General features: G+C 69.8%; 22 protein-coding genes. 16 read left to right on the top strand and 6 right to left on the bottom strand.

The features are described from left to right. Positions 1–19 precede the first annotated feature (19 nt). The 10 genes from sufB (at position 20) to J5V16_RS10360 (ending at position 7,296) form a co-directional block, all read left to right on the top strand. The gene (gene sufB, locus J5V16_RS10405; RefSeq protein ID WP_208496144.1) at positions 20–1,453 is read left to right on the top strand and encodes a Fe-S cluster assembly protein SufB; all 1,434 of its coding nucleotides are present in this window, start codon (positions 20–22) and stop codon (positions 1,451–1,453) included. A gap of 33 nt (positions 1,454–1,486) precedes the next feature. Beyond that, positions 1,487–2,704 (top strand): Fe-S cluster assembly protein SufD, encoded by a 1,218-nt coding sequence (gene sufD, locus J5V16_RS10400; RefSeq protein WP_208496143.1) that lies wholly within the window; start codon positions 1,487–1,489, stop codon positions 2,702–2,704. Continuing rightward, complete coding sequence (locus J5V16_RS10395) at positions 2,701–3,051, top strand: non-heme iron oxygenase ferredoxin subunit (RefSeq protein ID WP_208496142.1); 351 nt, start codon at positions 2,701–2,703, stop codon at positions 3,049–3,051. Before sufD ends, J5V16_RS10395 begins: the two co-directional genes overlap by 4 nt. A gap of 14 nt (positions 3,052–3,065) precedes the next feature. Further along, a complete protein-coding gene (gene sufC, locus J5V16_RS10390) occupies positions 3,066–3,827 on the top strand; it encodes a Fe-S cluster assembly ATPase SufC (protein ID WP_208496140.1) in 762 nt (253 codons plus the stop codon). A gap of 21 nt (positions 3,828–3,848) precedes the next feature. Beyond that, entirely contained in the window at positions 3,849–5,117 is a 1,269-nt protein-coding gene (locus J5V16_RS10385) for a cysteine desulfurase (protein ID WP_208496138.1), read from the top strand. Beyond that, positions 5,117–5,572: a Fe-S cluster assembly sulfur transfer protein SufU gene (gene sufU, locus J5V16_RS10380; RefSeq protein WP_208496137.1), complete on the top strand. Its 456-nt coding sequence runs from the start codon at positions 5,117–5,119 to the stop codon at positions 5,570–5,572. Before J5V16_RS10385 ends, sufU begins: the two co-directional genes overlap by 1 nt. Then, positions 5,569–5,907, top strand: a complete 339-nt coding sequence (locus J5V16_RS10375) for a metal-sulfur cluster assembly factor (RefSeq protein WP_205325677.1) — start codon at positions 5,569–5,571, stop codon at positions 5,905–5,907. Before sufU ends, J5V16_RS10375 begins: the two co-directional genes overlap by 4 nt. After that, on the top strand, positions 5,891–6,556 hold the full coding sequence (locus J5V16_RS10370; protein ID WP_208496135.1) for an acVLRF1 family peptidyl-tRNA hydrolase: 666 nt from the start codon (positions 5,891–5,893) through the stop codon (positions 6,554–6,556). Before J5V16_RS10375 ends, J5V16_RS10370 begins: the two co-directional genes overlap by 17 nt. Before the next feature lie 124 nt (positions 6,557–6,680). Next, positions 6,681–6,926 (top strand): type II toxin-antitoxin system Phd/YefM family antitoxin, encoded by a 246-nt coding sequence (locus tag J5V16_RS10365; protein ID WP_208496133.1) that lies wholly within the window; start codon positions 6,681–6,683, stop codon positions 6,924–6,926. Further along, a complete protein-coding gene (locus tag J5V16_RS10360) occupies positions 6,913–7,296 on the top strand; it encodes a type II toxin-antitoxin system VapC family toxin (RefSeq protein ID WP_208496131.1) in 384 nt (127 codons plus the stop codon). Before J5V16_RS10365 ends, J5V16_RS10360 begins: the two co-directional genes overlap by 14 nt. Positions 7,297–7,313: 17 nt before the next feature. On the opposite strand, the gene J5V16_RS10355 is transcribed toward J5V16_RS10360, so the two are convergent. The 5 genes from J5V16_RS10355 to J5V16_RS10335 all read right to left on the bottom strand — a co-directional run bounded on the left by J5V16_RS10355 (position 7,314) and on the right by J5V16_RS10335 (position 13,649). Next, positions 7,314–7,928, bottom strand: a complete 615-nt coding sequence (locus tag J5V16_RS10355) for an NADPH-dependent F420 reductase (RefSeq protein ID WP_208496129.1) — start codon at positions 7,926–7,928, stop codon at positions 7,314–7,316. Positions 7,929–7,958: 30 nt separating this feature from the next. Further along, the gene (locus J5V16_RS10350; protein WP_208496127.1) at positions 7,959–9,560 is read right to left on the bottom strand and encodes an MDR family MFS transporter; all 1,602 of its coding nucleotides are present in this window, start codon (positions 9,558–9,560) and stop codon (positions 7,959–7,961) included. Positions 9,561–9,606: 46 nt separating this feature from the next. After that, positions 9,607–11,520, bottom strand: a complete 1,914-nt coding sequence (locus J5V16_RS10345; RefSeq protein ID WP_208496125.1) for a beta-galactosidase — start codon at positions 11,518–11,520, stop codon at positions 9,607–9,609. 142 nt (positions 11,521–11,662) lie between these two features. Then, complete coding sequence (locus J5V16_RS10340) at positions 11,663–12,379, bottom strand: type 1 glutamine amidotransferase (RefSeq protein WP_208496123.1); 717 nt, start codon at positions 12,377–12,379, stop codon at positions 11,663–11,665. Between the two features lie 25 nt (positions 12,380–12,404). Continuing rightward, positions 12,405–13,649, bottom strand: coding sequence for a Mur ligase family protein (locus tag J5V16_RS10335; protein ID WP_208496121.1), 1,245 nt, complete (start codon positions 13,647–13,649; stop codon positions 12,405–12,407). Positions 13,650–14,175: 526 nt separating this feature from the next. Here J5V16_RS10335 and mraZ point away from each other — a divergent pair. From mraZ to J5V16_RS10310, 5 genes are all read left to right on the top strand, one after another. Continuing rightward, complete coding sequence (gene mraZ / locus J5V16_RS10330) at positions 14,176–14,607, top strand: division/cell wall cluster transcriptional repressor MraZ (protein ID WP_208496120.1); 432 nt, start codon at positions 14,176–14,178, stop codon at positions 14,605–14,607. Between the two features lie 17 nt (positions 14,608–14,624). After that, positions 14,625–15,593, top strand: a complete 969-nt coding sequence (gene rsmH / locus J5V16_RS10325) for a 16S rRNA (cytosine(1402)-N(4))-methyltransferase RsmH (RefSeq protein ID WP_208496117.1) — start codon at positions 14,625–14,627, stop codon at positions 15,591–15,593. Then, positions 15,590–16,165: a hypothetical protein gene (locus tag J5V16_RS10320; protein WP_208496116.1), complete on the top strand. Its 576-nt coding sequence runs from the start codon at positions 15,590–15,592 to the stop codon at positions 16,163–16,165. The genes rsmH and J5V16_RS10320 overlap by 4 nt, the downstream gene beginning before the upstream one ends. A gap of 8 nt (positions 16,166–16,173) precedes the next feature. Next, positions 16,174–18,366, top strand: coding sequence for a peptidoglycan D,D-transpeptidase FtsI family protein (locus J5V16_RS10315; RefSeq protein ID WP_208496114.1), 2,193 nt, complete (start codon positions 16,174–16,176; stop codon positions 18,364–18,366). Positions 18,367–18,489: 123 nt separating this feature from the next. Further along, positions 18,490–19,401 carry a proteasome assembly chaperone family protein gene (locus J5V16_RS10310; RefSeq protein WP_243900988.1) on the top strand — a complete coding sequence of 304 codons (912 nt, stop codon included), beginning with the start codon at positions 18,490–18,492 and terminating at the stop codon, positions 19,399–19,401. A 54-nt stretch (positions 19,402–19,455) separates the two neighbouring features. On the opposite strand, the gene typA is transcribed toward J5V16_RS10310, so the two are convergent. Further along, on the bottom strand, positions 19,456–21,327 hold the full coding sequence (gene typA / locus J5V16_RS10305) for a translational GTPase TypA (protein ID WP_208496112.1): 1,872 nt from the start codon (positions 21,325–21,327) through the stop codon (positions 19,456–19,458). A 178-nt stretch (positions 21,328–21,505) separates the two neighbouring features. Here typA and gsmA point away from each other — a divergent pair, with 178 nt between their 5' ends. After that, positions 21,506–22,567, top strand: coding sequence for a sporangiospore maturation cell wall hydrolase GsmA (gene gsmA, locus J5V16_RS10300; protein ID WP_208496110.1), 1,062 nt, complete (start codon positions 21,506–21,508; stop codon positions 22,565–22,567). Positions 22,568–22,659 lie beyond the last annotated feature (92 nt).

Raw genomic sequence — 22,659 nt, 5'->3', positions numbered from 1 at the left:
GTCAAAGGTGAGACTTGAGATGACCGACACGCAGAAGAGCGAACCGCTGAGCCAGGCCGAGGCCCTCGCCTCCCTGGAGCGGTACGAGTACGGCTGGGCCGACTCGGACGCCGCCGGAGCGAACGCGCGCCGCGGTCTGACCGAAGAGGTCGTCCGCGACATCTCCGCGCGCAAGAACGAACCCGAGTGGATGCTCGACCTGCGACTGAAGGGCCTCAAACTCTTCGGCCGCAAGCCGATGCCCAACTGGGGCGCCGACCTGTCCGGCATCGACTTCGACAACATCAAGTACTACGTCGAGGCCTCCGAGCGCCAGGCGGAGTCCTGGGAGGACCTGCCCGAGGACATCAAGAAGACCTACGACAAGCTGGGCATCCCCGAGGCCGAGCGCCAGCAGCTCGTCTCCGGCGTCGCCGCCCAGTACGAGTCCACGGTGCTCTACCACTCCATCCGCGAGGACCTGGAGCAGCAGGGCGTCATCTTCATGGACACCGACACGGGCCTGCGCGAGCACCCGGAGATCTTCAAGGAGTACTTCGGCTCCGTGATCCCGGTGGGCGACAACAAGTTCGCCTCGCTCAACACCGCGACCTGGTCGGGCGGCTCGTTCATCTACGTGCCCAAGGGCGTCCACGTCGACATCCCGCTCCAGGCCTACTTCCGGATCAACACCGAGAACATGGGTCAGTTCGAGCGCACGCTCATCATCGCCGACGAGGGCTCGTTCGTGCACTACATCGAGGGCTGCACCGCCCCGGTGTACTCCTCGGACTCGCTGCACTCCGCGGTCGTCGAGATCATCGTGAAGAAGGACGCGCGCGTCCGCTACACCACGATCCAGAACTGGTCGTCGAACGTCTACAACCTGGTCACCAAGCGCGCGATCGCCGAGCAGGGCGCGACCATGGAATGGGTCGACGGCAACCTCGGCTCCAAGGTCACCATGAAGTACCCGGCCGTGGTCATGGTCGGCGAGCACGCCAAGGGCGAGGTCCTGTCGGTCGCCATGGCCGGCGAGGGCCAGCACCAGGACACGGGCGCGAAGATGACCCACGCCGCCCCGAACACCTCCTCGACCATCGTGTCGAAGTCGATCTCGCGCGGCGGCGGGCGCACCTCGTACCGCGGCCTCGTGCAGGTCAACGAGGGGTCGCACCACTCCAAGTCCACCGTCAAGTGCGACGCGCTGCTGGTCGACACCATCTCGCGCTCCGACACGTACCCGTACGTCGACATCCGCGAGGACGACGTCGACATGGGCCACGAGGCCACGGTCTCCAAGATCGGCGAGGACCAGATGTTCTACCTCATGAGCCGCGGCCTGACCGAGGACGAGGCGGCGGCGATGATCGTGCGCGGCTTCATCGAGCCCATCGCGAAGGAACTCCCCATGGAGTACGCCCTGGAACTCAACCGCCTGATCGAGCTCCAAATGGAAGGCGCGGTCGGTTAAGCGGCCCGGCTAGGACTAGGAACCAGAGATTTCATGAGCATCGAATTGGCCACCGGCACCAAGCCGCACACCCACGGCCTCGGCGAGGTGCCCCCGAAGACCAAGTCGCAGCTGCTGCGCTCCTTCGAGCCCGCGGACTTCCCGGCCCTGACCGGCCGCGAGGAGGACTGGCGGTACACGCCGGTCAAGCGCCTCGCCGGGCTCGACGACACCGAGACCGCCCCGGCGGCCAAGGCCGCCGAGTACGCGATCCGCAGCCTGCCCGCGGGGGTCACCGCCGAAGCCGTCGGCAAGGACGACAAGCGCCTCGGCTCGATCCTGACCCCGTTCGACCGCCCGAGCGCGGTCGCCTGGGCCAAGACCGAGAAGGCCCTGCTCGTCTCGGTCGCGCCCGAGACGCAGGTCGCCGAGCCGGTGTGGCTCGACGTCACCGGCGGCGGCCTCGACGGCGCCACCTGGGCCCACACCTACATCGAGGTCGGCCACCACGCCGACGTCACGCTCATCGTGCGGCACACCGGCCTGGCCCGCCTCGGCGACAACGTCGAGATCTCGGTCGGCGACGGCGCCCACCTGCGCCTCGTCGCGGTCGCCGAATGGGACCGCGAGGCCACCCACGTCGAGCACCAGAAGGCCCGGCTCGGCCGCGACGCCAAGCTCGACCACATCGCCGTCACGCTCGGCGGCGACCTGGTCCGCCAGTACCTGTCGGTCGACTACGCCGGCCGCGGCGGCTCCGTGGACGCCTTCGGCCTCTACTTCGCCGACGCCGAGCAGCACCTCGAGCACCGCCAGCTCGTGGACCACTCCGTCCCCGACTGCCACTCGAACGTGAACTACCGCGGCGCCCTCCAGGGCGACACCGCGCGCACCGTGTGGGTCGGCGACGTCCTCATCCAGGACGCCGCCACCGGCACCGACACGTACGAGATCAACCGCAACCTCGTCCTCTCCGACGGCGCCCGCGCCATCTCGGTCCCCAACCTGGAGATCGAGACCGGCGAGATCGTCGGCGCCGGCCACGCCTCGGCGACCGGCCGCTTCGACGAGGAGCACCTGTTCTACCTCCAGTCGCGCGGCATCCCCGAGGCCGAGGCCCGCCGCCTGGTCGTCAAGGGCTTCTTCAACGAGATCATCCAGAAGATCCCGGACGAGGACCTGCGCGAGGAGCTCACCGAGCTCGTCGTCGCCCGCCTCGACGCGGGCAAGTTCCTCGCACCCGAGGACATCGAGGCCGGTGCCACAGCATGAGTGAAACCGCGACCGATCCCGATTTCCTGCGCGTGTGCGCGCTCGACGAACTGCCGGAGGGCGAGGCCGTCGCGGCCGACATCCACGGCACGTCGATCGTGCTCGTGCGCCGGGGCGAGGAGGCGTTCGCCCTCTACGACGAGTGCTCCCACGCGGCCGTGGCGCTCTCCGAAGGCGACGTCGAGGACTGCCAGATCGAATGCTGGCTGCACGGGTCGAGCTTCGACCTGCGCACCGGCAAACCGTCCGGACCGCCCGCCACCGAGCCGGTCCCGACCTACCCGATCGAGGTCCGCGACGGCGACGTCTACCTCAGCCTCAAGCCCAAGACCACCGAAAACGCCTGAAGGAACCAGAAGTCATGAGCAAGCTCGAGATCCGCGACCTGCACGTCTCGGTCAACACCGACGAGGGCGCCAAGCCGATCCTGCACGGCGTCGACCTCACCATCAGCTCCGGCGAGACCCATGCCATCATGGGACCGAACGGCTCCGGCAAGTCGACCCTGGCCTACTCGCTGGCCGGGCACCCGAAGTACGAGATCACCGGCGGCGAAGTCCTCCTCGACGGCGAAGACGTCCTCGAGATGAGCGTCGACGAGCGCGCCCGCGCCGGCCTCTTCCTCGCCATGCAGTACCCGGTCGAGGTCCCCGGCGTCTCGGTCTCCAACTTCCTGCGCACCGCCAAGACCGCCGTCGACGGCGAGGCCCCCAAGATCCGCACCTGGATGAAGGACCTCAAGGGCGCGATGGCCGAGCTGAAGATGGACGAGGCGTTCATCAACCGCAACGTCAACGAGGGATTCTCCGGCGGCGAGAAGAAGCGGCATGAGATTCTGCAGATGGAGTTGCTCAAGCCCAAGATGGCCATCCTCGACGAGACCGACTCCGGCCTCGACGTCGACGCCCTCCGCATCGTCTCCGAGGGCATCAACCACGCCAAGGCCACGAGCAACCCGGGCGTCCTGCTCATCACGCACTACACGCGCATCCTGCGGTACGTGAAGCCCGACTTCGTCCACGTCTTCGTCGACGGCAAGATCGCCGAAGAGGGCGGCCCCGAACTCGCCGACAAGCTCGAAGCCGAAGGCTACGAGTCCTACGTCGGCACGAAGGCCGCCTAGCCAACCAGGAAGAAGGAGCCCGTGGAGGCTGCAAGCAAGCTCGACGTCGAGGCCATTCGCGCCGACTTCCCGATCCTGCAGCGCAGGATCGGGGACAAGCCGCTGGCCTACCTCGACTCGGCTGCGACCTCGCAGAAGCCCGTCCAGGTGGTCGAGGCCATGCGCCGCTTCACCGACCACTCGAACGCGAACATCTCGCGCTCGGTCCACACGCTCGGCGCCGAGGCCACCGAGGCCTACGAGGGCGCCCGCGCCAAGGTCGCCGCGTTCATCGGGGCCCCGAGCCCCGACGAAGTGGTGTTCACCAAGAACTCCACCGAGTCGATCAACCTGATGGCCTACGCGTTCCAGAACGCCGCCTTCGACCCCGCCGCCGACCCGCGCTTCAAGCTCGGCCCCGGCGACGAGGTCGTGGTGACCGAGATGGAGCACCACGCCAACCTCATCCCGTGGCAGCAGCTGTGCCTGCGCACCGGCGCGACGCTCAAGTGGATCGGCATCACCGACGACGGCCGGCTCGATCTCGAGTCGCTCGACGAGGTCATCACCGAGCGGTGCAAGGTCGTCTCCTTCGTCCACGTCGCCAACCTGCTCGGCACGGTCAACCCGACCTCGCCGATCACGCGGCGCGCCCGCGAGGTCGGCGCCCTGGTCGGGCTCGACGCCTCCCAGTCCGTGCCGCACCTCCCTGTGGACGTGACCGAACTCGGCGTCGACTTCATCGCCTTCACCGGCCACAAGATGCTCGGACCCACCGGCATCGGCGTCCTGTGGGCGAAAGCGGACCTGCTCGCCGCGATGCCCCCGTTCCTCACGGGCGGCTCGATGATCAAGACCGTCACGATGGAGCGCACCACCTTCGCCGACGCGCCGGCCAAGTTCGAGGCCGGCACGCCGCCGATCGCCGAGGCCGTCGGCCTCGCCGCCGCCGTCGACTACCTCGACAAGCTCGGCATGGCGAACGTGCGCGCCTACGAGAAGGAGCTCGCGGGCTACATGCTCGAACGGCTCGAGACCGTCGAAGGCCTCGAGATCATCGGCCCGCGAGTGCCGATCGGGCGCAGCGCCACCGTCTCCTTCACCTTCGAAGGGGTCCATCCGCACGACGTCGGGCAGATCCTCGACGCCGAGGGCATCGCCGTCCGGGTCGGCCACCACTGCGCCAAACCCACCTGCGAGCGGTTCGGCGTCAACGCCACCACGCGCGCCTCGGGGTACCTCTACAACACCCACGAGGAAATAGACCGGCTCGTGGAGGCGTTGGGCCAGGTGCGAAAGGTGTTCGGCTGATGAATCTCGACGAGCTCTACCAGGAAGTCATCCTGGACCACTACAAGCGCCCCCGCGGCGCGGGCCTGCGCGAGCCCTACGAGGGCGAGTCGCACCAGGTCAACCCGACCTGCGGCGACGAGATCACCCTCCGGGTCCACGTGGAGGGCGACAAGGTCGCCGACGTCTCCTACGACAACGTCGGCTGCTCGATCTCGAAGGCCTCCGCCTCCGTGATGTACGAACTCGTCAACGGCGCCACCGTCGACGACGCGCTGGCGAAGCTGGCCGAGTTCACCGAGCTGATGAACTCCAAGGGCCAGTCCGAGGGCGACGAAGAGTCTCTTGAGGACGCCGTCGCGTTCGCGGGCGTCTCGAAGTACCCGATGCGCGTCAAATGCGCACTGCTGGGCTGGAAGGCGTTCCAGGACGCCTTGATCCGCGCCGAAGCCTCCTCCGGAAGGACGAACGCATGACCGACACCGTGAAGGCCAAAGAGGACGACATCCTCGAGGCCATGAAAGACGTGGTCGACCCCGAACTGGGCATCAACGTGGTCGACCTCGGCCTCATCTACGGCGTGCACGTGGACGAGCAGAACGTCGTCACCCTCGACATGACCCTGACCTCGGCGGCCTGCCCGCTGACCGACGTCATCGAGGACCAGTCCCGCTCGGCCCTGTGCAGCGGGCCCGAGGGCGGCCTCGCCGCCGACCTCAAGATCAACTGGGTGTGGATCCCGCCGTGGGGCCCCGACAAGATCACCGACGACGGCCGCGACCAGCTCCGGGCACTTGGCTTCAACGTCTAAAGTCCGCGCGGCTTCAGGCGGTGGGAAGATCGTCGAGGTCGAGCCTGAACGGCTCCCGCGTTGGGTCGAGAACTTCGCGACCCGTAACGGCGGCATCGCCTCGCACCGAGCGGACGGCGACGCCTGGACGATCGAATCGAACGAAGGCGTGTCGGCCAGTGTCACTTGGACACTGGCCGGCGGCCTGCCCGCCGGCTGGCTGCTCGACGACGACCCCCTGAAAGCCGCCGCGCATCTGCGCGACTACGCCCTCGAGCCGCGCCGCATCGCCGTGCTCCTCGCGAGGAAGGGCGCGTACTCGGTCGGCATCCTCCAGGACGGCCGCGTGCAGGCCTCCAAGACCGACACCGCCTACGTCCAAGGCAAGACCAAAGCGGGCGGCCAGTCCCAGCAGCGCTTCGCTCGCCGCCGCGAAGGCCAGGCCCACGCCGCCGAGAAGCGCGCCCGCGACGCCGTCTTCGCCGTCCTCGGCAACGCCGAGTTCGACGCCCTCGTCACCGGCGGCCCGGTCGAAGGCATCCTCGAAGACCCCCGCCTCACCGGCCTCAAACCCGTCGTCCACTTCGGCGACATCGCCGAACCCAAAGCGGCCCTCCTCACCGCGACCGCCTACCGCGCCATCGGCTTCCGGGTCGCCCTCCCGAACTGACCGCCGGCGCTCGCGCAGCGGCTTCCAGGGACAAGACGACGGCGGATCCGCCCCGACCGGGGCCAGGCCCCGCTCATCTCCAGGTGAACTTAGCTAAGTCTGGCTAATTTGCTAGACTGGCTGTATGGCGTACGTCGTGAACATCCACGAGGCCAAGACCCAGTTGTCTCGGCTGATCGATCGTGCCGCCCGGGGCGAGCACATCGTCATCGCGAAAGCGGGCAAGCCGGTCGTCGACCTCGTCCCGCACCGCGACCGGCCCGTGGTGTTCGGGGGCTTGAAGGGCCGACTCGAGTACGACGACGCTGTGTTCGAAGTCGACCCCGACATCCAGGAGATGTTCTACGGAGACGCCGATGCTCCTGCTTGACAGCCAGACGGCGCTGTGGGTCATGAACGACAGTCCCCGGCTCGGGGCCCGGGCCCGGCAGCGAATCGAGTCGGCTGCGGCAGTACACGTCTCGGTCGCCACGATCTGGGAGCTGACCATCAAGTCGGTGCTCGGCAAGCTGAAGATCCCGGACGACTTCGCGGACCAGGCCGCGGCCAATGGGCTCGAGCTCCTCGAGATCTCGGCGGACCACGCCGAGGGCATCCGAGACTTCCCCGAGCTGGTCCGCCACGACCCGTTCGACCGGCTGATCGTCTCGCAGGCGTACCAGCACCGGTTGACCCTGATGACGGCGGACGCCGTCCTGCTCGGCCTCGGCCGCGACTTCGTGGTCGACTCGACCGTGTAGCGGGCCGCCCGGTTTCGTCAGGGTGCGAAGGTGAGGGCGGTGGACCAGTTGCCGCCGATCTCGCCTTGGACCTTCATGTGGAGCAGCTGTATCGACTCGAGGGCGAGGGCGTGCTTGAGGCCGCCCACGTCGATGGGGCGGAGGTCGGCGTCGGTGCAGAGGTTCGCGATCCGCTTGCGGGAGTCGAGGTCGTCGCCCGCGATGAAGACGTCGAGCCTGCCGGTGTTCGCGAGGCGGGACGCGAAGGTCGTGTTGAAGGCCTTGACGACGTGCGCGCCCGGCGCGGCCTCGGCGATCTCTTCGGCCGCCGACTTCCCGGGCGGGGTTACGAGGCTGTCGAAGGTCTCGTAGTCGACCGGGTTGCTGATGTCGACGACGATCTTCCCGTACAGCTGGCCGGCCCACATCTCCGCGACCTGCTTGTTGCTCTCGTACGGCATCGCGAGCACGATGACTTCGGCTCCCGCGGCGCTGTCGAGCGCTTCCCCGGAGGCGCTTGCTCCCAGCTCCTCGGCGAGGGCCGCGGCGCTGTCGGGTTCGCGGTCGGCGATGCGGACCTGGTGGCCGCCGCGGACGAGCCGCAGGCCGATGCCGCGGGCCATGCCGCCCGCGCCGACGATGAGTATCTCCATGGTTCCTCCTTGCGTTGCACTGAGCGTCGGTCAGGGGGCGGTCTCGGCCCGGATCTCGGCGGCCGCCGCGTCGGGGTCGCCCCCGGCGCGCGCGGGCGCGGCGCCGCGGAGGGTCAGGTTCGGCATGAACAGGGTGAGGACGATGGTCACGGCCGCGATGAGGGCGGCGACGAGGAAGACGCGGTCGAGGCCGTCGGTGAAGGCCTGCTGCACGACGAGCCGCACCGGCTCGGGCAGGTGCGCGACGACCGTCGGGGATTCCATGACGGCGGAGAGGTCCGTGCCGCCGAAGGCGGCGGCCTCGGCCGGGCTCAGTTCCGCGACGGCCGCCGGGAGGTTCGCGGCGAGCTCGCCGTTGAGCTTCGCGGTCATGACCGCTCCGAGGACGGCGGTGCCGACCGCGCCGCCGAGGGAGCGGGCGAAGTTGCTGGTGCTGGTGCCCGCGCCGAGGTCCTCGACCCGCACGATGTTCTGCATCGCGAGCACCAAGGGCTGCATGAACATGCCCATGCCGATGCCGAGCACCAGCAGGTAGAGGCTGGAGAGCCACAGCGGCGTGTCGACGTGCAGCTGCGTGAACAGGGCGAGCCCGGAGGTGATGACGACCGACCCGGCGACGAGGAACCACTTGTACCGGCCGAGCCGGGAGATCACGAACCCCGAGGAGACCGAGGTGAGGACCATCCCGGCCATCATCGGGATCATGAGCAGGCCCGACTCGGTGGGCGAGTAGCCGCGCACCATCTGGAAGAACAGCGGGATGTAGACGATCCCGGAGAACATGGCGACGCCGAAGACGAGCGCGATGACGGCGGCGAGCGCGAACGTGCCCTGCTTGAACATGCGCAGCGGCAGGATCGGCTCTTCGGCGCGGGTCTCGATGTAGAGGAACACGGCCGTGAGCACCGCGGCGGCCGCGAAGAGCCCGAGGATCACCACGGAGTTCCAGGCGTAGTCGTTGCCGCCCCAGGTCACCGCGAGAAGGAGGCATACGACGGCGGGGACGAGGCAGGCCGCGCCGAGGTAGTCGATGCGGCGCGGCCGGGTGGGGAAGCGGTGGCGGCGCAGGACCTGGTCGACGGCGACCATGGCGGCGAGGCCGAGGGGGAGGTTGATGTAGAAGATCCAGCGCCAGTCGACTTCGGAGAGCCAGCCGCCGAGGACGGGCCCGGCGACGGAGGAGATGCCGAAGACCGCGCCGAAGAACCCCTGGTACTTGCCGCGTTCGCGGGGTGAGACGACGTCGGAGACGACGGTGAACGCGAGGGAGATGAGGCCGCCGCCGCCCAGGCCCTGGAGGCCGCGGAAGATGATGAGCTGCAGCATCGTCTGGGAGAGGCCGGCCAGGGCCGAGGCGGTCAGGAAGATGGCGATGGCGACGAGGATGAGCGGCCGGCGGCCGTAGAGGTCGGAGAGCTTCCCGTACAGCGGGGTGGAGGCGGTCGTGGCGATGAGGTACGCGGTGACGACCCACGTGTAGTCGCCCATGCCGTTGAGGTCGCCCACGATGGTGGGCAGGGCGGTGCCGACGATGGTCTGGTCGAGGGAGGCCAGGAGCATGGTGAGCATGAGCGCGCCGAAGAGGGTGTACAGCTCCCTCTTGCTGAGTGCGGCGGGCGCGGGTTCGCTCATGTGGTCGAGCGTATGGCCCGCCTCCGTTGAGGCGGGCCGAAACTCCCTATTCGGGCTTGCGGTCGACGGCCCATGAGCCGCCGGGGACGATGACGTGTCCGACCTGGGCTTCCTTGTCGGTGTGGTTGATGATGAACCGCCAGGGGCCGCGGTCGACGACGTCGAGGCCGGGGCGGCCGGGCCCGGAGAGCTTGAGCTCTTCGAAGAGGCGGTCCCAGGCGTCGTCGACGAGTTTGCAGGAGACGTACCAGGCCTCGCCCTCGCCGAAGGGGTTGACGGTGACGGCGGGCTGGTTCTCGATGACGTCGCCGGTCGCGTACTGGGTGACGCACTGGGCGCCGCGGAGTTCGACGAGTTCGCAGAAGCGCTCGGCGGCGCCGAAGTTCCACAGGGCGCGGGGTTCGCCGGCTGCCTGGGGGAGGTGCTCGGTGACGCGGATGCCGAAGAGGTCGGTCATGCCGCCGAGGTACCCGTCGAGCCAGACCTGGCAGTGCTCGTCGACGGCGCCGGTGAGGTAGGAGGCGACGAGGCGGCCGCCTCCGGCGGTGAACCAGCGCAGGTTCTCGGCGCCGGCCCGGCTCAGGACGTAGGTGGTGGGGGCGATCACCGTCGTGTACTTGGAGAGGTCGCCTTCGGGGGCGACGAAGTCGGCGACGACGCCGCGGTCGCGCAGGACCCGGTGGATCTGGGCGACGTTCTCGAGGTAGTCGACGGGGCCGGGCAGGTGGGCGCCGCCGCCGGTGGCCCACCACGATTCGGGGCTCCAGAGGATCGCCACGTCGGTCTCGACGGGCGCCTCGACGGTGTGCGCGATCCCGGGGAGGGTGTTGCCGAGTTCGGCGACCTCGCGGAAGACGCGGGTGTTCTTGCCCGCGTGGGGGAGGAGCGCGGAGTGCCACTGCTCGGCGCCGCCGCGCCCGGCCCGCCACTGGAAGAACATGGCGCCCTTGGAGCCGCGGCTGATGTGCATCATGGAGTGGCGGGCCATGCGGCCGGGGGCCTTGGCGATCCGGCCGTCCTTGGAGTGGAGGGTGCCGGCGGCCTGCTCCATGAGGAGCCAGTCGCCGCCGCCGGCCCAGGAGCGGGAGAGGTCGGCGTGGAGGGCGCTCTGCTGCTCGGCGCGCTCGTCGGGCGCGGACGGGTAGGAGTCGAACGCGACGACGTCCACTTCGGACGCCCATTTCCAGTGGTCGACCGGAACCCACTGCCCGAACACGAAGTTCGTGGTGATCGGGACGTCTGGGTTCGCCGCTCTGAGGATGTCGCGCTGCTCCTTGTAGTGCTCGAGCATCGCGTCGGAGGTGAAGCGCTTGAAGTCGAGCTCGTGCGCGGGGTTGGCGAGGTACTGGGTGGCGCGCGGGGCGAGGATCTGCTCCCAGTCGCTGTAGTGCTGGCTCCAGAACGAGCCCCACCACGCGGCGTTGAGCGCGTCCAGGGTCTCGTACTTCGTCTGCAGCCATTGGCGGAAGGCCCGCTCGGCGTGCGCGGAGAACGTGGCGGAGCCGTACTCGTTGTGGACGTGCCACATCGCGAGCGCGGGGTGGTCGGCGTACCGCTCGGCGAGCTTCGCGGCGATCGTCCGCGAGGCCTCGCGGTAGGCGGGCGCGCAGATGTCGTAGGTGTCGCGGGAGCCGTGCACCTGCCGGACGCCGTCGGGGCGGGTGTTGAGCGCGCCGGGGTGGGCGAGGGTGAACCACGGCGGCGGGGAGGCGGTCGGGGTGGCGAGGTTGACGCCGATGCCGCCGTCGTGGAGCTTCCCGAGCACGGTGTCGAGCCAGTCGAAGTCGTACTCGCCTTGGCGCGGTTCGAGCCTGGCCCAGGAGAAGACGCCGACGCTGACGAGGTTCACACCCGCCTCGCGCATGAGCATGACGTCGTCGTCCCAGACCTCTTCGGGCCACTGCTCGGGGTTGTAGTCGCCGCCGTAGCTCAGTCCGCTGACGCCTTTGGGCCAGTCCATGGGGTTCTCCTCGCGCGCATCGCACAGGCGCGGCCGGGGCGCCGCGCCCGAAGGGGCAGTTAGTTGCCTGACAAAACTAACCGCATCTGGGTGGTTTCGCCAGCCTAAATGCGAGCGCGATGCGCGTTCCCCGGGGGCCGGTCTACTGCGCGGCCGCCAGCGCCCCGAACCGCTCGGCGCGCAGCCGCTCCGGCCACGTGTCGTCGATCGGCGGGAGCTGCGACGGGTCCACGCCGACCGCCCACGCCAGCAGCAGGTCCGCCAGGCGCGGGTTGCGGGCCAGGCCCGGGCCGTGCATGTACGTGCCGATCACGTGCCCCGCCCAGGCGCCCTCGGTGGTGCCGTCGTTGCCGATGCCCGCCGTCACGCGCGCGAGCGGCTGCACCGCCTCGCCCAGGTGGGTGCGGCCGCCGTGGTTCTCGAACCCGGTGATCTGCCCGATCCCCAGCTGCGGCGCCGCGTCGCCGGCGATCTCGCCGACGGCCCGCGACGGGCCTCGGTCCGAACGCAGGTCGAGGATGTTCAGGCCCTCGTAGGCGCGGCCGTTGGCGTAGAACGACGAGCCCAGGAGCTGGTACCCGGCGCAGATCGCCAGGATCGGCTTGCCCGCCTCGGCGGCCCGGTTCAGCGCGCCGTCCTGCAGCAGCCGGTCGGCGGCCACCGCCTGCGGGCCGTCCTCGCCGCCGCCGATGAGGTACATGTCCGCGGTGTGCGGGACCCGCTGGTCGCTGCGGACCTGCATGGGCTCCACGTCGATGCCGCGCGCGCGGGCGCGGTGCGCGAGCACCAGCAGGTTGCCCCGGTCGCCGTAGGTCGACAGCAGGTCGGGGTAGAGCCAGACGATGCGCAAAGTGCTCATGGCCACGGTGGGACGCTCTCTCTCGCTAGTTGACCCGGTTGAATTCGGCGCGGATGTCCTGGAACGCCGTGTAGTTCGCGACGACCTCCACCGGCCCCGGCGGCACCGCCGCGATCGCGGCCCTGATGTCGTCCACCACGATGAAGTCGACCCCGTCGACCTCCAGGCGCACCGCCAGGTCCGTGCGGCGGTCGCCGGTCACCACGACCTTGCGGCCCGCCAGCGACGTGAAGTCGACGTCGTAGATCCACGACGTGTCGAACCCGTCCACCTCGCGCGCGTTCAGCGACAGGACCACCGGCGGGTGCGGCTCGATCATGTCGAACGACTCGAGCCAGCCCGCGGGGTTCTTCGCCAGCAGCAGCCGCAGCTGGCGGCCCTCCCGCTCGACCTTCGCGTACCGGCCGGCCACCGAGGCGACCTCCGAGAGCCGGGGCGCCGCCTGCGCCGGGTCCACCCCGAACAGGCTCGCCACGGCCAGCGCCGTGGCCGCGTTCGCGCGGTTCACCCGGCCCGGGAGCTGGAGGTTCAGCTCGTAGCGGCGCCCGTCGGGGCCGACCACGGCCTCGCCCTCCTGCGCCACCGACCACTGCGGGCTCGGCCGGTTCAGGCCGCAGTTCGTGCACCGCCAGAACTCGCCGAACCGGTCGAGGTGCGAACCGCAGTTCGGGCAGATCGCCGAGTCCGCCGTCCACGATTGGCCCGCCGCGACCCACACGACGCGCTGGCAGACCGAGGCGGCCCACACGATGAGCGGGTCGTCCGCGTTCGCCACGATCGTCGACTGGCCCGCGGAGGTCTGCAGGGTCTGGCGCCACTTCGCCGCCAGCGCGGTGACCTCCATGGCCCGGTCCAGCTGGTCGCGCGAGAGGTTCAGCAGCGCGACGACTTTGGGGCTCGCCGCGTCGAGTAGCTGGCCCAGGTAGTGCTCGTCGCACTCGAGCGCCGCGTACTCGGCTTTGGGGGCCTTCGCGAGCGCCGTGGTGTGCCCGGTCGGCATGTTCGCGCCGAACGAGTTGGTCGCGACCTTCCCGATCGCCTCGATCGCCGCCGTCGTGAACCGGGTCGTCGTCGTCTTGCCGTTCGTGCCCGAGATGAGCACGACGTGGCGGCCTTCGGCCAGCAGCTCCAGCAGCCTCGGTTCGACGATCAACCCGACGCGCCCGCCGATCACCGAGCCGTCGCCGCGGCCCGTCGCCCGCGAGAGCGCCGCCGCGGTCCGCAGCAGCGTGGTGGCGAATTTCGCGCGTGGGGTCAGATTCGCGCTCATGCAGGCTCGCTTTCGGCTTGATCGGAACCGGTGACTATGCAGAAGAGTTTGTCACATGCGCACCGGAACGCGTGATGAGTGGCGGCCGAGCGTGAGGTGGAGCGGACGGGGCAACGCGAGGCAGCGACGAACGCCGATGCCCCCGGCGCACCTGGCAGCGGCGCCGCCCTCCACTCCCCGCCACCGGTCACTCCACAGTGACCGCGCCGCCGCGCACCGTGCCCGCGTCCCTGGCTCTCCGTGTCCGTCCCGTCGCGCGGATGCGGATCCCAAGGGCCCCAACCCACCCGCGCGAGTGAACCGTGAACGAAATTCATATTCCAGGTCACGTGTTGCGCACTCGTCACTCCACCCCCCTCCACCAATCCTGACCAGCCCATACGCCACGTCCACCACGAATGCCACGCGGAAACAACCCCCAATGGTGGGGGAGAGTGGAGTAAGGTGGGGCGCAATGGTGGGGCCATCACCCCATCGACGCGGTCGGAGCGGCCGCGCAGCCTGAGAGTCACGGGGGGTGGCGCCGATGTTCCTCGGCACCCACAACCCGCGCCTGGACGACAAGGGCCGCGTCATCCTCCCCGCGAAATTCAGGGAAGGACTGGCGGAAGGCATCGTGATCACCAAGGGACAGGAGCGCTGCCTCTACGTGTTCCCCGAAGCGGAGTTCACGCGCATCGCCGAATCGCTCCAGCAGGCGCCCATGTCGAGCAAGACCGCCCGCGCCTACAGCCGCGTCTTCTTCGCCTCCGCCCACGACGAGGTCCCCGACAAGCAGGGCCGCGTCACCATCCCGCCGCGGCTGCGCGAGTACGCCGGCCTCGACCGCGAACTCACCGTCATCGGCGCGTCCAACCGCGTCGAGATATGGAACACCCCCACCTGGGACGAGTACCTGGAGGCCTCCGAAGAGGCCTTCGCCGACATCGAAGAGGGCGACCTGCCCGAAGGACTGTAGAGAAGGAGGTGAGCGGAATGAACGCGCCGCACATCCCCGTCATGCTCGACGAAGTGCTCGAGTACCTGGCGCCCGCCGCCTCGCGCCCCGGCGCGGTGTACGTCGACGCGACCCTCGGAGCCGGGGGCCACAGCGAGGCCATGCTGACCGCCCACCCCGGCCTCACGGTCATCGGCGTCGACCGCGACCCCAACGCCCTCGAACTCGCCTCCAAGCGCCTCGCCGGTTTCGGCGACCGCTTCATCCCGGCCCGCGCCGTCTACGACGCGATCCCGGAGGTCCTGGAGGACAACGGCTTCGACAGGCTCGACGCCGTCCTGTTCGACCTCGGCGTCTCCTCGATGCAGCTCGACCAGCGCGAGCGCGGCTTCGCGTACAGCCAGGACGCGCCGCTCGACATGCGCATGAACCCCGACGACGAGCTCACCGCCGAGATCGTCGTGAACACGTACCAGCCCGGGGAGCTCGTGCGCATCCTCCGCGAGTACGGCGAGGAGAAGTTCGCCACCCGCGTCGTCTCCGCGATCGTCAAGGCCCGTGAGAAGGCCCGCATCACTTCCAGCAGCGAACTCGCCGAGCTCGTCAAGGACGCGATCCCCCAGGCGGGCAAGCGCACCGGCGGCAACCCCGCCAAGCGCACCTTCCAGGCCCTGCGGATCGAGGTCAACGGCGAGCTCGACACCTGGGAGCGCGCGCTGCCCGCCGCGCTCGACGTGATGGCCCCCGGCGGCCGCGTCGTCGTCCTCTCCTACCACTCGCTCGAAGACCGCATCACCAAGCAGGAGCTCGCGAAGCGGGCCACCTCCACCAGCCCGGCGGGCCTGCCCGTCGACCTCCCCGGAACCGAACCCACCTTTCGACTCCTTACGAAGAAGGCCCAGCAACCGACACAGACCGAACTCGACCGCAATCCGCGCGCGGCGCCCGCCCGGCTCCGCGCCGCGGAACGCATCGCACCGTCCACAGGAGCAGGAGGCGCACCATGAGCGACCAGTACCGTCGCGCGCAAGCCGACCCCGACGAGATCATCAAGGCCGCCCGCCGCCGGGCCCGCGCCGCGTCCTCGCGGCGCCGGGGCCTCGTCGGCGACGCCGATGAATCCGCCGCGCCTGTGTTCGAGGGGAACCTCGCCGTCCAGCCCGCGACCGCGCCGGTCGAGGCGCCGCCCGTCGAGACCCCGGCCGCGCCGCAGCGCGAGACCGTCGTCATCCCGCGCACCCGCACGGAGACCAGGCCCGCGCCCGCGCCCGAGCCGGTCGAGGTGCCGCGCCCGGCGTTCGTCGGCGGCATCCTCGCGCTGGTCGTCGCCGGCATCTTCGGCCTGCTCGTGCTCAACACGGTCATCAACGAGGACGCCTACCGGCTGCAGGAGCTGCGCACCCAGGCGGGCGAGCTCGACCAGACCGAGCAGGCCCTCGAGGACGAGCTCGCGAACCTGGACACGCCGGTCAACCTCCAGGCCCAGGCCGACCTCTACGGCATGGTCCACCCGGACAAGGTGACCTTCCTGTACCTGCCCGGCGGCGAGACCGTCGAGGTGCCCTGGAACAAGGAGTAAGGACCTCGATGACCGAATCCGACCCCCGGCGGCGGCGCGACCCCTCCTCGATCAGTCGAGCCCGCCGCTACACGCCTCGCGGGCGCACCGTCCGCGAGGCGGCCGACGGGGCCGAGGACAACCGGGCCCGCGAGAACGGGGCGCGCGACCGCGAGGCCGCGCGCCGCGAGCGCAACCGGACCGCACAGCAGCACGAGACCGACGACCTCGCGGCGCGCAGGCGCCGCGAGGCCGCGGCCCGCTCCCGCGAGCGCCGCCAGCGCGAGACCGGCACCGTCACCGAGCCCCGCAAGCCCGAGGCCGAACCCCGGCGCACCGGCACGGTCCGCTCGGAACCGGTGCGCCGCACCGGCACCGTACGCCCCGGCCCGACCCGCCGCACCGGCCCGATCAACCCGCCGCGCCGCGGCGGCACCCGCGTCCGCGCCACCGGCCCCATCGAGGTCCGGCCGCAGGCGAGCCTCCCCCGCATCGGCAACCCCCGGCGGCGCCTGCGGATGGCCGCTGCCTTCGTCATGATCCTGCTCATCGTCTCCGGCGCGCGGCTCGTGCAGCTCCAGGTCACCGACTCCGCCGCCTACGCGGCCGAGGCGCTCAACCAGCGCCTCACCACCGAGCCGCTCCCCGCCGAGCGCGGCGCGATCCTCGACCGCAACGGCAACCGCCTCGCCTACTCCATCGAGGCCAACTACATCGCCGTCGACCCCGGCATGGTCAAGGGCGACCCGGCGGAACTCGCCGCGAGGCTCACCTCGCTCCTGGGCCGTCCCGCCTCCGACCTCGAGCCGATCATCGCCACCAAGGAGACCGCCCAGGGCGACCCGATCCGCTTCGCGTACCTCCAGCGCGGCGTCGACCTCGCCATCGGCGACGAGATCCGCGAGTTCGAGAACCCCGGCCTCATCATCGGCGAGGACGAGCGCCGCGTCGTGCCCGGACACGACCTGGCCGCCAACGTCATCGGCTTCACCGGCGGCGAGGGCAACGGCCTCGGCGGCCTCGAGGCCACCTACGACGACTGGCTCTCCGGCGAGGACGGCGAGGTCTCCTACGAGCGCAGCCAGTCCGGCCAGCCCATCCCCGGCGCGTTCTACCGCGAGGAGGAGGCGGTGCCGGGCAACGACCTCCAGCTCACCCTCGACGACAAGCTCCAGTTCCAGGTGCAGAACATCCTGCAGGACACGGTGAAGGAGCACGACGCCGAGTTCGGCTCCGCGCTGGTGATGGAGGTCGGCTCGGGCGAGATGCTGGCTATGGCCTCGACCCCGACCTACGACGCGGCCAACCCGTTCGACGTGGACGACCCGGAGGCGTACCGCGACTACGCCACGCAGGCTACTGTGGACCCCGGTTCGATCCACAAGGCGATCGTCTTCGCCGCGGCCCTTGAAGAGGGCTGCATCAAGCCGGACGGCACCATGCCCGTCGAGCAGACGATCACCAAGGGCGACACCGTCTACAAGGACGGCTACGAGCACGGCGACGCCGTGCTGAGCCTGGCCGGGATCATCGCGCAGTCGTCCAACGTGGGCACGATCCAGCTCGCCGACTGCATCGGCAAGGAGAAGCTGTACGAGTACCAGCTGGCCTTCGGCCTCGGCAGGCCCACGGGCGTGGGCATCGAGGGCGAGGCGGGAGGCATCCTGCAGGAGCCGCAGAACTGGTCCGGGACCTCGTACGGTTCGGTCCCGATCGGCCACGAGGGCACCGCGACGATCATGCAGATGGCCGCGCTCTACGGCGCGATCGCCAACGACGGCGTGTACGTCCAGCCCACCCTCATCGACCACAAGATCGAGGCCGACGGCACCGTGGTGGAGCAGCCCGAGCCGGCCACGCACCGCGTGGTCTCGCAGGAGACCGCCGAGAGCCTGCAGTACCTGCTGCAGGCCCCGATCGCGGCCGAGACCGGCACCGGCCGGAGCGCGCAGCTGGAGAACTACCACCTCGCGGGCAAGACCGGCACCGGCGGGCTCGTGGTCGACGGCGAGTACGCGCCGGGCAACGTGACCTCGTTTGTGGGATTCGCCCCCGCCGAGGACCCGCAGTACGTGGTGGCCGTGAGCGTCTACGTCCCCGGGGGCGGTGGCGGCGGTACGACCACCGGTGAGGCGTTCAAGGAGATCAACGAGTTCGCCTTGGGCTACTTCGGGGTTCGCCCCGCGACCGAGCCCGCGCCGGCGTTCGACGTCTGGGGCTGAGCGCGGCGGTGCGGGGCGGCGGGCGCGGGGGTGACGCCGCTCCGAACTTCTGCACGAGGGGGAATCGGAGGCGGGCGCCGGGCGTTAGCATCGAAGGCGTCAAGGAAGAAGGAGCCGATTGTTTTGAACGTTGACCCTTGGGCACTGTGCGAGGTCCTGGCGGAGCCGGCCGACGCGCGGGGAGCGGTGCTGCTGCACTTCCTCGACGGGTTCATGGACGCAGGCCAAGCGGGTCGCGGGGTGGTGGACCACCTGTTCAAGACCTGCGAGCACACCCCGGTCGCGTCGTTCGACGTCGACCAGCTCATCGACTACCGGTCCCGGCGGCCCAACCTCACGTTCTCGATCGACCGCTGGTCCGACTTCGAGGCCCCGCAGCTGGTCGTGTACCTGATGCGTGACGCCTCGGACAAGCCGTTCCTGCTCATGACGGGCCCTGAGCCCGACTTCGCGTGGGAACGCTTCGTGGACTCGGTGGAGGACCTGGTGGAGCATTGGCACGTGCCGCTCACGCTGGGCTTCCAGGGCATCCCGATGGGAGTGCCGCACACCCGGCCGCTCGGCATGACCGTGCACGCCACCCGGCCCGAGCTCGTCTTCGACAACCGCCCGGTGTTCAACGAGGTCACGGTCCCGGGCAACGCCGCGGGGCTGCTGGAGTACCGCCTCGGGGAGTCCGGCCGGGACGCGATCGGGCTCTCGGTCCACGTGCCGCACTACGTCATGCAGATGACGTACCCGGCCGCCACGATCCGTCTCCTCGAGGGCATCCGCGAGGCCACCGGCCTCGACCTGCCCTCGGACGAGGACCTGGAAGTCGAACGCGCCCAAGTGGACTCGGACATCGCCGAGCAGGTCGCCGAGTCCGACGAGGTCGCCGACGTGGTGAAGACCCTCGAGGAGCAGTACGACTCGTTCGCCGAGGCGGCCGAGGCCGACGAGATGCTGCAGGACGGCCGCATGCCGACCGCCGATGAACTCGGCGAGGCCTTCGAGCACTTCCTGGCGGAGCGGAACAAGCGCGACGACGACTAGGGGGCGAAAGAGCGGGCCCGACCGGAAGGTCGGGCCCGCTCTCGCGTTCAGGGCCTACTTGCCGTGCTTGGCCTTGGAGGCGGTGCGGCCGCGCTCCTTCTGGTCGAGCACGACCTTGCGGATGCGGACGGTGTCCGGGGTGATCTCCACGCACTCGTCCTCGCGGCAGAACTCCAGGGACTGCTCCAGCGACAGCGCGCGCGGCGGGACCACGTTCTCGGTCGAGTCCGCCGAGGCGGCGCGCATGTTGGTGAGCTTCTTCTCCTTGGTGATGTTCACGTCCATGTCGTCCGAGCGCGAGTTCTCGCCGACGATCATGCCCTCGTACACCTCGGTGGTCGGGCCGACGAACAGCGTGCCGCGCTCCTGCAGGTTGATCATCGCGAAGGCGGTGACGGCCCCGGCGCGGTCGGCCACGAGCGAGCCGTTGTTGCGCGTCTGCAGCTTCCCGAACCACGGCTCGTGCTTCTCGTAGATCGAGTGCGCGATGCCGGTGCCGCGGGTCTGCGTCAGGAACTCGGTGCGGAAGCCGATGAGGCCGCGGGAGGGCACCAGCCACTCCATGCGGATCCAGCCCGAACCGTGGTTCGTCATGGTCTCCATGCGGCCCTTGCGGGTCGCCATCAGCTGGGTGATCGCGCCCAGGTGCTCCTCGGGGGAGTCGATGGTCAGGCGCTCGACCGGCTCGTGGGTCTTGCCGTCGATCTCCTTGGTGACGACCTCGGGCTTGCCGACGGTGAGCTCGAAGCCCTCGCGGCGCATCTGCTCGACCAGGATCGCCAGGGCCAGCTCGCCGCGGCCCTGCACCTCCCAGGCGTCGGGGCGCTCGGTCGGGAGGACGCGGAGCGAGACGTTGCCGACCAGTTCGCGGTCGAGGCGGTCCTTCACCAGGCGCGCGGTGACCTTGTGGCCCTTGCCGCCCTTGCCGACCAGCGGCGAGGTGTTGGTGCCGATGGTCATCGAGATCGCCGGCTCGTCGACCGTGATGAGCGGCAGGGCGACCGGGTTCTCCGGGTCGGCGAGGGTCTCGCCGATCATGATGTCCGGGATGCCCGCGATGGCGCAGATGTCGCCGGGGCCGGCCTTCTCGGCGGGCTTGCGGGTCAGCGCCTCGGTCATCATCAGCTCGGTGATGCGCACGTTCTGCTGGGTGCCGTCGCGCTTGATCCAGGTGACGGTCTGGCCCTTGCGCAGCTCGCCCTCCATGACGCGGCACAGCGCGATGCGGCCGAGGAAGTTGTCGGCGTCGAGGTTGGTGACGTGGGCCTGGAGCGGCTTCGCCTCGTCGTACTCGGGCGCGGGCACGTGCTCGATGATGGTGTCGAAGAACGGCTTGAGGCTGTCGGAGTCCTCAGGGACGGTGCCGTCCTTGGGCTTGTTCAGCGAGGCGACGCCGTCGCGGGCGCAGGCGTAGACGATCGGGAACTCGATCTGGTCCTCGTCGGCGTCCAGGTCCAGGAACAGGTCGTAGGTCTCGTTGACGACCTCGTCGATGCGGGCGTCCGGGCGGTCGGTCTTGTTGATGCACAAGATGACCGGCAGGCGCGCGGAGAGCGCCTTGCGGAGCACGAAGCGGGTCTGCGGGAGCGGGCCCTCCGAGGCGTCGACCAGCAGCACCACGGCGTCCACCATGGACAGACCACGCTCGACCTCGCCGCCGAAGTCGGCGTGGCCGGGCGTGTCGATGATGTTGATGACCATCTCGGAGCCGTCGGCCGGGTTGGTGTAGTGGACCGCGGTGTTCTTCGCGAGGATCGTGATGCCCTTCTCGCGTTCCAGGTCACCCGAGTCCATGACGCGGTCGTCGACGGCCGCGCCCTCGCGGAAGGCGCCCGCCTGCTTGAGCATGGCGTCGACGAGCGTGGTCTTGCCGTGGTCGACGTGGGCGACGATGGCGATGTTGCGCAGATCAGAGCGTGTAGACACGACGACCATTGTCGCTTAAGCACGAGACGGACCTGGCGTCAACCCTGGTGATCGCGGACACCAGAAATCCCGCCACTGGGCCGAGGGTTGTTCACATTAGGCCTTTCCTATGACAGAAAATCCCTCCTTGCCTAAGCTGCCGTCTATGGGCGTATTCCATATAGCCATCCGATTCGTTATGGTTCTCGCGCTCGCCGCCGGGGCGATCCTCGCCGGCGCGCTGCCCGGACAGGCCAAGATCACCGGTGCGATCGTCACCACCGACGGCGGCACGCTCAACGTCCGCACCGGCCCGGCCACCGACCAGAAGACCGCCGGGACCCTCGCCAAGGGCGCGAACCCCGAGGTGCTCTGCATGGTCCGCGGCGAGGAGATCAGCGGTACCGTCCGCACCACCGCGACGTGGCTGCGCATCGGCAAGGACCGCTGGATCTCGGACGCGTACGTCACCTGGTCGCCCGCGCAGGCCGTGCCCTGGTGCTCCGCCGCCAGCAAGGCGCCGACCAACGCCGCCGTCAGCACCAGGGGCGGCGAGCTCAACATCCGCGCCGCCGCGAACTCCACCGCCGGCAGGCAGGGCACCTACCCCAACGGCACCGGCATCAGCGTTCAGTGCCAGGTGTGGGGCCAGGAGGTCGACGGCACCGCCCGCAAGACCGGGGCCTGGTACCGCATCGGCGACAAGCGCTTCGTGTCCGCCGCCTACATCAAATGGAGCGCGGGCGAGCCGTGGCTGCCCTGGTGCGGCCAGGACCCGCCCTCCGTGCCGCGCGGCGGCACCGCCGGGTTCATCAGCGCGCACGCGCCCGCCGCGCAGGCCAGCGACCGGGCCACCGGCGTGCCCGCCTCGGTGACGATCGCGCAGGCGATCCTCGAGACCGGCTGGGGCAAGGGCGCCCTGGCCCGCGAGGACCACAACCTGTTCGGCATGAAGTGCTTCGGCTCGCCCGGCGACCACGCCATCGGCTGCCGCGACTACGCCACCTTCGAGTGCAGCCCCACCGGCGGCTGCTTCGACATGGACGCCACGTTCCGCGCCTACGCGAACGTCGCCGACTCCTACCGCGACCACGGCGACCTGCTGTCGAACTGGTCGCGGTACGCCACGGCCATGGACCACGCGGACGACGCGAAACGCTTCGCCCAGGAGATCCACAAGGCCGGCTACGCGACCGACCCGGAGTACTCGGACAAGCTCATCGGGATCATGGACGACTACGACCTGTACCGGTTCGACTGAATCGCAGACTTCCTTCCTGCCAGCGGGGCGGGTCCGGTCGCCGACCGGACCCGCTTTCGCCTGCCGCACGGGTGAGTTGAAGGTCACATCTG

Origin of the sequence: Glycomyces niveus, from assembly GCF_017592475.1 — a bacterium.
GTDB lineage: Bacteria > Actinomycetota > Actinomycetes > Mycobacteriales > Micromonosporaceae > Glycomyces > Glycomyces niveus.
Note: the sequence above shows the minus strand (reverse complement) of the source record. Positions and strands in the feature narration are given on the sequence as shown.